This window comes from Aetokthonos hydrillicola CCALA 1050, from assembly GCF_017591665.1.
In the GTDB taxonomy this organism is placed as follows: Bacteria; Cyanobacteriota; Cyanobacteriia; order Cyanobacteriales; family Nostocaceae; genus Aetokthonos; species Aetokthonos hydrillicola.
Genome location: NZ_JAAKGC010000138.1, coordinates 1 through 11,452 on the forward strand (window position 1 = coordinate 1; position 11,452 = coordinate 11,452).

Consider the following 11,452-nt stretch of genomic DNA (forward strand, 5'->3'; position numbering starts at 1 on the left):
ACTAGGCTTGTCAATCGACGCTTATGTTAAAATCTCAGAGAGGTAATTTAGCAAAACACATTATGCAGCAACACAACTGTGAAGCCGTGTTTGAAAATGGCGTTTTACGCCCTATCGGAAATCTCCAACTGGCTGAGGGTGAATCCGTCAAACTTATTATAGAATCTCATTCAAGCCCCAAAACAAAATGCTTTCCACAAAAAGGACTTATCGCTCAATTAACAGACAATCCAATCAAAATTGAAGATTTTCAGCCTTTGACTAGAGAAGAAGCGAACGAACGTGGGTGAATCTCAACTTTGCTTCATTGACTCTAATATTTGGCTGTATCGTTTTATTCTTAACCCTCGTGACACTGATGCTACTGTCAAACAACAAATCGCTACAACTATCACAAATCAGCAAAATGTCTTAATCAGTACACAGGTGGTTAATGAAGTTTGTTCCAATTTAATCCGAAAAGCAGGGTTCACCAACACCCAAATTCAGATATTAATAGAAGAATTAGCCCAAGGTTGTGAAATCTTACCAGTCTCTATCGAAACGCTTCAGACTGCTGTGAAATTACGCGACCAATACTCACTTTCATTTTGGGATAGCCTCATCGTTGCAAGTGCTGTTTTAGGGGATGCAAGTATTCTTTACTCGGAAGATATGCAAGAGGGTTTAATACTTGAAAACACCTTACAGATTGTCAATCCGTTTAGAGATTTAAACTCTTAAAAGCCTACACCGGACTGGTTTTGTGCCGGTGTAGGTGTTTCACGCTCGCCAAGATATACTAGCTTTCGACAACTTTCTTTGCTAAACCGAGAGTTTGAAGCGTTTTAATTGCCCACCATGTCATATCTATTTCCCACCAACGCAATCCGGCTTTTGCGACATTTGGGTGAGCATGGTGATTATTATGCCAACCTTCACCATAAGTTAAAAGCGCTGCCCACCAAAGATTACGAGAGCTATCATTCAACTCAAAATTAGAATAACCGCGCCAGTGAGCAGCAGAGTTTATTAGCCAAGTACTATGCCAAAGTAATACTGCTCTGAGAAAAACACCGTACACTACAAAAGACCATCCCCCTAAAGCAAATAATAGGATAGCAACAGGAATTTGTAGGAACAAAAAGTACTGATCTAGCCAGCGATAGAATGGATCCCGCGCTAGTTCAGGAGCATACTTTTTATAGGTGTCGTAGTTAAAAAATTCTGGACGTGGATACAAAATCCAGAGCATGTGGCTCCAGCAAAAACCACGCTGAGCAGAGTAGGGATCTTTATCCTTATCCTCTGTATAGGCATGATGCAACCGATGTGTAGCTACCCAAAAGATTGGTCCTCCCTGTAAGGCGATCGCACCCAAAATAGCGAGCCCATATTCTAACCATTTCGGTACTTGTAGGCTACGGTGAGTTAAAAGCCGATGATATCCCAAACAAATACCAATGCTACCTAACAACCAATGTAGGAATAGCATGGTACCTAATGCAGACCAAGAAAAAAACCAAGGAGCTAATAAACTCAAAGCATGAATAATACCAAAAAATGTCACGTTAATCCAGCTCAGAGTTAACGACTGCTCATCTTGAGCCGTAACTGAGTGTATAGTCATAAATCTTTCCTTTGACTTGATTGCTTTGGGAGCGTTCTAATTTCTGAGAATTGACTGGATCACTTATCAGTCAATTGATAAGTGTTCACTGATAACTGTTAAAGATGCAAGTGCCTCTTAGACTTCTCAGTTTACCAAGGATTAAATTAAAATGCAAGTGGCACTTGCATTTTAATTTGATATTTTTAATCTATGACTGACCAAATAATTTCCACTCGACAGCGACTGATCAACGCAGCTATAGAGTTATTCGCTGCGCAAGGAGTCACCGAGACTACCACAAAAGCAGTCGCAGAATTAGCCAAAGTTAACGAAGTCACTCTTTTTCGACATTTTGGCAACAAGCACGGATTGCTACTGGCAGTCATTTCGGAATCATTAGTGTTTAAAGAGCTAGGAGACTCTTTAAAATTACATGCAAATGAAACGGCTAGTGTCTATCAAGCTTTAAAAGACTATTGTGAAGATCGCTTACAGGCTCTGGAAAAGTTTCCTGACTTGGTGCGCTCATTAGTTGGGGAGGCGGGAAATTATCCTATAGAAAATCGTCAGGCTCTAGGACGAAGTTTAACACAAGCGAATCATTATGTTGCCGAATATCTAGCAACAGTTATGGAGCGTGAGCAATTACACATACACCTGCCAGCCGAAAAGCTGGCAAGTATGCTGAATAGTATGTTGTTAGGATATGCGATCATCGAGTTTACCAGCGAGTTTCATGAACTTTGGCAAGACAGAGACGAGTTTTTGGAAAATTTGGTAGCACTTGTTCTTAATAAAGCCACTAACTGTAGTCTTTTAGTTAGAGTTGACTCTAGTTCTACAGAGAAAGTAAGAGATTTACCAGCAAACTTAGTACAGACAATTCTCCAACGAGCTAAAAAATCAGGATTGCGTGATTATGCTCTAATGTATGTTTTGTTTGGAACTGGCTTGTCTACCGTAGAAATTGTCGATTTAGCGCGATCGCATCAAGTTAGCGATCGCAACCAGCACTTATTACAGATTACCACTGGCTCACTTCGCCAAGTTCCAGTTAATCAGTGGATCATGGGTAAGCGCTATGGCTCTTATACTCGCAACCCATTAACTCAATGGATAAAAAGCCGTAAGGATGATTGTACAGCTTTATTTCTCAATGATCTTGGTATGCCAATTTCAGAAGCAGAAATAAACGAGTATTGGCAAATATTAACTGACGGTTTATTAACACCTGAAGGACAACAACCGGTTGTAGAGCAAGCTCAACAGACATGGTGCGTAGAAATGTTAATGAAGGGCATGAATTTAGAAGATATGAGTATCATTACAGGCTGGGGCTTAGCCAAGCTACAAACGTATGCTCGTAGAGCCAGACAAAAATCAGCATTAGAGCAGGCTATTCGCCTTGATCAAAAATCGTGAACTATTAAGCTGTATAAGCTGTTGCGTATTTAATTTCTATACGAAATGCGGGCAAGATGCCCGCACTACAGTAATTTAAGTCCGATTTAACCCAATCGGTAGGGTCTATGTACCCTTGTTACTTTACTCATAACTTTGCAAAAATGCAATTTAATGCTTCTACTTAGGGCGTGCAAATTTATGTTTCCACCAAGACTAGAAAGTATAATCGAAGCTAAAACCATTATTTTTAGGCTGTTTTAATTTTCTGACTTAAGGACCGAGTTTGAGCTATTGAAATAATTTTTATATGTTTCGTGCAAATGAATTGTTCCATTCTTATACTTTGTGCAAATTAATCCTTCCACCTCCGTTAAACAAGTTTTATAGCATTACCTAAACATAGTAATTTCTGGTTTAGTTGTGCAAATTAATCCTTCCACCTCGTGCAAATTAATGGGTGAAGTAACAACCCTTGAACACTGTCAGATGTTGAGCTTCGTTTCCAACTAATCCGATTTAACCCAATCGGTAGGGAAAATCCAGTGAATATAGTGGCGAATACCTCTGTCGTTTCCAACTAATCCGATTTAACCCAATCGGTAGGGACAAGGGAACAAATCTAATTGGCGCCGACTTCAATGGTTTCCAACTAATCCGATTTAACCCAATCGGTAGGGAATGGGACTATTAATAACCCCTCTGGCCTAGCATACCGTTTCCAACTAATCCGATTTAACCCAATCGGTAGGGACTTCGCCCGAAAACTGCGAAGTCCAGCGGTGAAATTGTTTCCAACTAATCCGATTTAACCCAATCGGTAGGGCATTATTAACCCCGAAGACTGGCAAAAGTTTCAAAAGGGTTTCCAACTAATCCGATTTAACCCAATCGGTAGGGAGTATTTGCAGCGAAGAAGGAAACTATCTTACTCGTTTCCAACTAATCCGATTTAACCCAATCGGTAGGGCACCAAGCGAATGGTCATACGAGGGGTTTGTTAAATGTTTCCAACTAATCCGATTTAACCCAATCGGTAGGGCGGAGAATTTCTCATGAAACTTCGAATTTTTTGGGTGTTTCCAACTAATCCGATTTAACCCAATCGGTAGGGCTTTGTTGTGTCGGGCATATTCCATAAAAATCGCGGGTACAGTTTCCAACTAATCCGATTTAACCCAATCGGTAGGGCCCGTTAGCGTTGTTGGTTAAGAAGAAGTGTTCTCGTTTCCAACTAATCCGATTTAACCCAATCGGTAGGGTAAATATTTTCGTCATTCTTCCAGTGTCAATCTAAATGTTTCCAACTAATCCGATTTAACCCAATCGGTAGGGGTCATTTTCCATACACAGAAAGGATTTTGCATGTTTCCAACTAATCCGATTTAACCCAATCGGTAGGGATAAATCCAACTTCTTCTTGTTGGATAGTAGCATCAGGTTTCCAACTAATCCGATTTAACCCAATCGGTAGGGCTAAAAGAAATCCTCAGAACTCCAGAAGCGTAAAAATTTGTTTCCAACTAATCCGATTTAACCCAATCGGTAGGGTGTTCTGGATTGCTTTGGGCACTTGAAATTTGATTTGGTTTCCAACTAATCCGATTTAACCCAATCGGTAGGGATGAAAAAGTTTCTGCCTGCCTTAAACAGGCCAGGTTTCCAACTAATCCGATTTAACCCAATCGGTAGGGGCAACATTCTTTCAATGAGCGGTCAGCCGCCTCTGTTTCCAACTAATCCGATTTAACCCAATCGGTAGGGTCCACCTACAACCAGTTCCGCGGCACTAATCGTTTCCAACTAATCCGATTTAACCCAATCGGTAGGGCAATATCTGCACTTTTATCTTTCGAGAGAAATGTGTTTCCAACTAATCCGATTTAACCCAATCGGTAGGGAGGACTTTGTCTTGATTTTAGGAAAGGTCACCATAGGGTTTCCAACTAATCCGATTTAACCCAATCGGTAGGGTCTAAAGCTTTGCCAAAAAGTGAAAGTTTAGGCCCTGTTTCCAACTAATCCGATTTAACCCAATCGGTAGGGTGGACTGGAGCGTGGAGGTGTTTGGACAGAGTGTTTCCAACTAATCCGATTTAACCCAATCGGTAGGGAAGTATTTTTAAAGCTTCCTTCTGATGTCACATCGTTTCCAACTAATCCGATTTAACCCAATCGGTAGGGAGTTCGTCTAGCAGCCCTTACACAGTAAGAGTTTCAGACGACAAATCGACACCCTCCTGAAAAACATTATATACGGTAGGAAAAATCGAGCAAAACACTAGCCTCAAAACCTTGCCCCGTAAGCAATCGACACACTCCAACGGAAAATATAGGGTTTCAGCGATCTGGCGGAGTGTGTCGATGACCATGATACAAAAGCTCCTAAATAATCGTAAAAGCTAGACAGCATCGAGCTTTGAAGGTGCAGGTGTTTGTGAAAAACGATTCAACCACAACTTCGTAGATTTTTTACTACTAAAAATAGTATACACAACAACAACTCTCACAGTAAATAGTAATAATTATTACTTAATCAAAATACCATTTTTTTAACCAACAATCTAGAATAGATTTAGATATAAAGAGCTATCTTGTCTCCGTATGATGCTTTTTTAAGTAGTAAATTAAACTTAATATTAAGTAATATCTTTGATGGTTGCATGATTAACCAAAGTGTATTATATTTTAATTGTTCGATATTTCATAATTACCGAACAATTAAAACAAAGGATTTCTCATTCCTAATGAGACTTATCCTTCTTGAGAAAGATAGGCAATGCTGCTTTTAGCGTTCAAACTAGACTAGAACAAGGAAGACACAACAATGAGTCCTATTACCCAGACTAAGCCTTTGGATGTACCAAGCGCGATCGCCCAACGTCGTTCGATCAAATCCTTCAAATCAGATCCCATTGCCCCAGAATTGCTCAAGCAACTCATTGAGTTAACTGTAGCAGCACCGAGTAGCTATAATTTACAGCAATGGCGGATTGTTGTTGTACAAGACGAAGAGCAAAAAAAAGCTTTAGCAGCAGCAGCTTGGAACCAAAAGCAAATTATTGAAGCACCTGTTACGTTTGTCTTTGCAGCTGATGCTGATGCTTGGAAAGAAGAAGACTTGGAGCCAATTCTCAACGAAGGAATAAAAACAGGTGCTTGGACACAAGACGTTGTGAACTACTTTAAAAAAGCTATTCCTCAAACTCAACAGAGCCTTGGAGAAAAAACACGCGAGTATGCTGTTAAAGATGCCATAATTGCAGCAACACATCTGTCATTAGCCGCAGAAAGTCTTGGCTTATCTACCTGTTTTATGAATGGCTGGATTGAGGACAAAGTTAAGGAAGTTATTGGCGCTGCAGACAAACCAAGTTTGGCGATCGCACTTCTCCTACCAGTTGGGTATGCAGCAGAACCACGCCGTAATCCTGGTCGTCTACCATTAGCTTACAACGTTTTTGTAGATAAATTAGGCAATCCATATCAAGGTTGATATAGGGAATAGGGTTAGGGGTTGGGTATTCTGCTAACCGCTACCCCACCCTTTATGGGGTTTTACTTGGGAAGTTAGAGAAATACTAATTTTGAGACGCTACTAGGGGGACATTTTGTACAACAATATCAAAATGACTACTCAAGTAAGTATCTGCTGAGATCCATGAAATATTTGCGCCGTGTTGTGCTGGCTCTATCTCTGTGTTTGCTGTCATTGACAACAGCAGCAAATCCTTGTTTTGCTGCGACAAAAATTATCTTTCGTTATGGTTTATTTGAACAATCGCTGCCTGTCTCCGATTTACGTAAATACGCAGATACAGAACAAGCTTCCTCTGATTTGAAATTTTTTCTCAGATTTTTAACTCCTGAACAACAAAAGGAGTTTCATCAAGCACTACAGGTAAAAATGGCTCTTGATCTGAGAGCTTTAAATAAGGTATTAAATACAGAACTTGCTAAACAAGTTTTAGCTGGTGTTTCTCAAGGGATCTCTCGTCGGGATCAAGCTGGAGTGGAAGCATTAAATGCTGCTGTTCTTCTCGGAGCTAGTTCTAAGGATGGTTTAGGAATCATCAGCTTTTTTCAGGCTTATCCTAGCGATAGACTAGTTGTTAACGTTCCAGCAGCGTTTGAAGTAGCAAGTAAGTTAAATCTATCTCCCACACAGATCCCACCTAAAGATAATTTAAGTGCTTCCCCTTTATGGCAACTTCAAGTCGAATATCAAAAATTTGCGACTGAAGGTAAAAAATTCTCTGCTTGCTTATTTGGTGATTCTGTGACTGCTGAACTTGGCAATACCCTTGGTGATGATACTTTTAATTTTGCCTTAAACGGTTTAAGTAGTATTTCACTTGTTGAACAGCTTAAACTTCTGGCTCCTGCGAAAATAAAATGTGAAAAATCAGTAATTGCTATTGGTGGAAACGATGCTTGGTATAGATTGAGCGATCAATTATTTTCAAGCAAACTCCAAGAATCAATTTCGTTAGTCCGAAACCTTGGCAGTAAGCAGATATTTTTGATTCCCGCTTTTTACTCAACACCTGCAGCTAGTCAAGATCCGACCATCTCCGCAACAAATTCTCAAATAAAACAGATTAATTTTGTGATAAGTCAAGTTGCAACTAAAGAAAATATACCATTGGAACTGCAACCAGTTGACTCATTAAATCAGAATGATGCTTTAAAAGCTAATCTCAGTTCAGAAGATGGTGCCCATTTAAATAATGAAGGGATAAATATTTATCGGGAAGCATTGTTAAATATTCTTAAGAAATAGGGCATGGGGCATGGGGCATGGGGCATGGGGCATGGGGCATGGGGAGGAAAAAAGAAAGATCTTCTGTATCAGGAATATGTAGTGTGAGCGTCTCGCTCACGTAATATATGAGTAAGTTCGCACAAGATCAAGATCAAGATCAAGTTGGCAAAACACGTGTTTCATTAATCGTTTTAGGTGCTGCTGCCTTCATAGTAATTGCTGATGCACGGGTTATAGATCCAATGCTTCATATCATTGCTGATGAGTTTAAACAGAGTATCGGCAGTGCGGCGGTGATTGTCTCAGCATATACAATTCCGTACGGTCTGTTTCAATTAGTCTATGGTTTGTTAGGCGATCGCATTGGTAAACTCAAGGTTATGACCACCGCGATGGGAGCATTTGCCGTTGGAACAGCAGCTTGTGCATTTGTACCTAATATCGAGCTACTTACCTTATTACGTTTCCTTACAGGGATGGCTGCTGCCGCTGTGATCCCACTTTCACTGGCTTATATTGGTGACAACTTCCCTTACGAAAAACGCCAAGCCGCTATTGGAAAGTATTTGAGTGCGCTTGTATTGGGTCAGATCCTTGGCGGCAGCTTAGGTGGTATATTCGGGGAATATGTAAGCTGGCATGATATTTTTATAGTCCTTGGGATATTGTCCCTTGCCATTACTGTCGCTATGTGGCGTGCAGCTAAAGGTGTTCCAGATAGGCGTATTTCTCAAGGTTCACTAGGTCTTTCCTCTTTTGTGCCTTACTACCAACTTCTCACTCAAAGGGTCGCCCGTATAGTCATTATAGCGGTGTTTATTGAAGGTTTTTTTGTTTTCGGAGGGTTTGCTTACACTGGGGCATTTTTGCGCGATCGCTATCAATTAGCCTACGTTGCGATCGGGTTTATGTTAAGTAGCTTTGGCATTGGCGGACTCATTTACAGTCGTTTTGTGCAGTGGCTAGTTAATAGGCTTGGAGAAAATGGTCTAGTTCTAGTTGGGGGCTGGTTAATGTGTTCCAGTTACTTGTTTATAGCTTTTTTTCATAACTGGATAATGTTTATCCCCTCAACCATTCTAATGGGATTAGGCTTTTATATGATGCACAGCACACTCCAAACGCAAGCAACTGAGTTAGCACCTGAAGCACGCGGAACAGCAGTAGCGTTATTTGCTTTCAATTTGTTTCTTGGACAAGGACTTGGTGCAGCAACTTTTGGTAAAGTTGTAGATACATTAGGCTACATTCCATGCTTTGTTGTAGCTGGTGTGGCGATGGCGTTACTTTCTATCTGGTTTGTTTATCAGAAGAAACGCATGAGAGCAGCATAACATAAAAGCTGCATAAGTTTAGCTATTTCGCCGTAAGCCTCCCACTGAATTCTGTACTCAGAATCAGTGGTGAGATATAAGGCGCGGTGGTGAGGAATTGACCGTCAACCGATAGTAACCGCAGGTGACTAAGGGCAGAGGGTCGTGTACGCACGCACCATTTTATGCACGGGCACAGAGACCACTTCTCCTTTTGATGGGTTGAACTTTGTTGACATTGACAACTTTGTTGGCGACACCGGGATAATTAGCAATTTTGACTCCAGTCCCTAAATTCTGCATTCCAATTACCCGATAAACCTTTTTCTCAAACATCACGTAATCATTTGGGTTATAGCGGTAGCGCTGCTTTTTAATTCGACGTTGACCCTTTGAGACTTTCTGACCACGATACACTCTTAAGTTTTCGCCATTCAGTTTTTTATTGCGAGTACGTCTACCAGAGTTAAGGATAGACCCTGAGACCTTCTCGCCAGTCCGCAGATCAATATATTTGGCATCGTAAAACTGTTCCATTGAGCGTTTATGACGGCGAATTTGTTCTAACATCAGAGGCTCTACACGCTTCTGGGTAGTTCCGCCAGCAATAACAAAAGCATCGTTGTGGTGAGACTTTTCTAGACCTAACTCTTGTCGATTAAAACTTGTTTCGTACCCAAAAGCTTGTTCAGCAACTAGTATTTCCAATACTTGTTTGTAGATGGTAGACATGAAAGTTTCAGCTTTAAATGGCTTAATTTCTGGCTTCCATCCATGCAGGAATTTACCTTTTTTGTGATTGGGGGATGAATGGCATTTATCGCACAAGGTAATTAAATTACTTGGTTTATTGCTTCTGTCTGGTGGGTTCTTCCAGTAACCGAGGTGGTGAACCTGAAGAATCCTATCAGCACTTTTATTCTTACAGTCTGGGTTTTGGCATTTGTAGCCGTCTCTGTGACGAATATAATCCGTTAAGCTCTTGTACCCTAACTGCTCACCTTGTTGATATTCTTCACTTTGAATGTCAGGATTCTTGATTTTCTGAATGTCAAATTTTGCTGTTTCTACGATGATTTTGATAATTGGCATTCTCGCTTTAATGCGTTCCACCAGCTTAATGTGTGAGTTAAGCTTGTGTTGAATTGATGGAGCTAGCCATCCTTCAGAACGCTTCCGGTGATCAAACCTTTTTATCCGATGGCGTAGGCGATTACGACGTGTTCTACGGTATTTACTGCGATCTGTGATACGTTCTGACACATCTTCAAGAAGCTCCAACTCACCACCAATTAATTCTTCTTTTTCGGTTACTGCGCTGAAACCAATATGAGAATACCCTGCGTCAATCCCTAGCGTGATTGGTTGCGTATACCCACTGGTTCCGTAGTTAAGTTGAATGGTAAAGGGGTCTCTACCTACTATTTTTGCGCCGCCTGACTGTAAAAGGATTCTAGCCTTTCTAGGTGTCGTGGGCATCAATGGTCTTCCGTGCTGATTAATAACTAATACTTTCATGTTTTTTGGTTTGAACTATTAATTAAGTTCTACCCTCGTGGGTGGTTTCCTTCGTCAATGTTTTCCCCGGTTTCTCGCTGGTCACACTTCTCCGCTCCCGTAGAGATGTTTAATCACCACCCGCATTGTCCGGAACTAGGAAACGGGTTGCTAACCCTACATCCCAGAGTGCCTATACATTCGGCGGTAAACGTAGCAATCCTCGCATAACGGATTACTGAGACTAATGACACCTGCTTCTAATCCCCAATCTCATAGAAGCCCACACTGCCCTTCGGGTCAGTGTGTGGAGTTGTCACTATGGCTTACATCTATATACTGTACGTTTAGATCTTTGTGAACTACCCACAGTGCCGCAAGCGGTCACAGTGGGCTTCTGCCGTTCCGTCAACACCGTTTTTAGACGCGGTGGCTCGAAGAGCGCAGAACTTGCAGAACTTCCTTGGAGGTACTAGCTGTCGCAGTGGCAGTAATTACCACTTTCCCCTTCCGGCATTTTATAGTTGGGAACAGTCCCAGCCCAACTCGCTTAATGTTGATGGATGCATTCACGTCACGGTCAACATTAAGCAATTCTTGAGGGTCAAAGTAACTCCTGATACTGCAATCCGTAAACACGAATTCATCACGGTATGCCAACAGTTGCGAAGTGTAAGCAGGATTTATCTTTACTACTACTGCTCCAGCTTTTGAGGCTATGTAGTCCAGCGTAGTAAAGAATTGACCGAAGCCAGCATCCAACCAAGACTTATTTAATCCTGATTTGGCGCTTTGATTATTTGTCAGAAACTTTCCTTGCGAGTCGCATTTGGCTTTGTTGCGCTTGGTGAAACCGCGTAGATTAAGGTCTTCGGCAAAGAAAAC

At 41.2% G+C, this 11,452-nt stretch carries 9 protein-coding genes and 1 CRISPR repeat array; of the genes, 6 read left to right on the forward strand and 3 right to left on the reverse strand.

Annotation, left to right across the window (positions count from 1 at the left end; genetic code table 11):
- The first annotated feature begins 62 nt into the window (after positions 1 to 62).
- Entirely contained in the window at positions 63 to 290 is a 228-nt protein-coding gene (locus tag G4P69_RS33140) for an antitoxin family protein (RefSeq protein WP_208345729.1), read from the forward strand.
- Complete coding sequence (locus G4P69_RS33145) at positions 283 to 723, forward strand: PIN domain-containing protein (protein ID WP_208345730.1); 441 nt, start codon at positions 283 to 285, stop codon at positions 721 to 723. Before G4P69_RS33140 ends, G4P69_RS33145 begins: the two co-directional genes overlap by 8 nt.
- A 58-nt stretch (positions 724 to 781) precedes the next feature.
- Here G4P69_RS33145 and G4P69_RS33150 read toward each other — a convergent pair whose 3' ends face one another.
- Positions 782 to 1,609 carry an acyl-CoA desaturase gene (locus G4P69_RS33150; RefSeq protein WP_208345731.1) on the reverse strand — a complete coding sequence of 276 codons (828 nt, stop codon included), beginning with the start codon at positions 1,607 to 1,609 and terminating at the stop codon, positions 782 to 784.
- 192 nt (positions 1,610 to 1,801) lie between these two features.
- Here G4P69_RS33150 and G4P69_RS33155 point away from each other — a divergent pair, with 192 nt between their 5' ends.
- The 4 genes from G4P69_RS33155 to G4P69_RS33170 all read left to right on the forward strand — a co-directional run bounded on the left by G4P69_RS33155 (position 1,802) and on the right by G4P69_RS33170 (position 9,091).
- Entirely contained in the window at positions 1,802 to 3,013 is a 1,212-nt protein-coding gene (locus G4P69_RS33155; protein ID WP_208345733.1) for a TetR family transcriptional regulator, read from the forward strand.
- 480 nt (positions 3,014 to 3,493) lie between these two features.
- A CRISPR array of direct repeats spans positions 3,494 to 5,176; the repeat unit is 36 nt; unit sequence GTTTCCAACTAATCCGATTTAACCCAATCGGTAGGG.
- A gap of 643 nt (positions 5,177 to 5,819) precedes the next feature.
- A complete protein-coding gene (locus G4P69_RS33160) occupies positions 5,820 to 6,488 on the forward strand; it encodes a nitroreductase family protein (RefSeq protein WP_208354079.1) in 669 nt (222 codons plus the stop codon).
- A gap of 165 nt (positions 6,489 to 6,653) precedes the next feature.
- Entirely contained in the window at positions 6,654 to 7,775 is a 1,122-nt protein-coding gene (locus tag G4P69_RS33165; protein WP_208354081.1) for an alpha/beta hydrolase, read from the forward strand.
- 107 nt (positions 7,776 to 7,882) lie between these two features.
- The gene (locus tag G4P69_RS33170; protein ID WP_208354083.1) at positions 7,883 to 9,091 is read left to right on the forward strand and encodes an MFS transporter; all 1,209 of its coding nucleotides are present in this window, start codon (positions 7,883 to 7,885) and stop codon (positions 9,089 to 9,091) included.
- Between the two features lie 162 nt (positions 9,092 to 9,253).
- Here the strand turns inward: G4P69_RS33170 and iscB are convergent, their stop codons facing one another.
- Positions 9,254 to 10,588 carry an RNA-guided endonuclease IscB gene (gene iscB / locus G4P69_RS33175; protein ID WP_208354085.1) on the reverse strand — a complete coding sequence of 445 codons (1,335 nt, stop codon included), beginning with the start codon at positions 10,586 to 10,588 and terminating at the stop codon, positions 9,254 to 9,256.
- Positions 10,589 to 10,987: 399 nt separating this feature from the next.
- Positions 10,988 to 11,452, reverse strand: a 465-nt coding sequence (locus G4P69_RS33180) for a zinc ribbon domain-containing protein (protein ID WP_208354087.1), incomplete at its 5' end; no start/stop codon positions are given.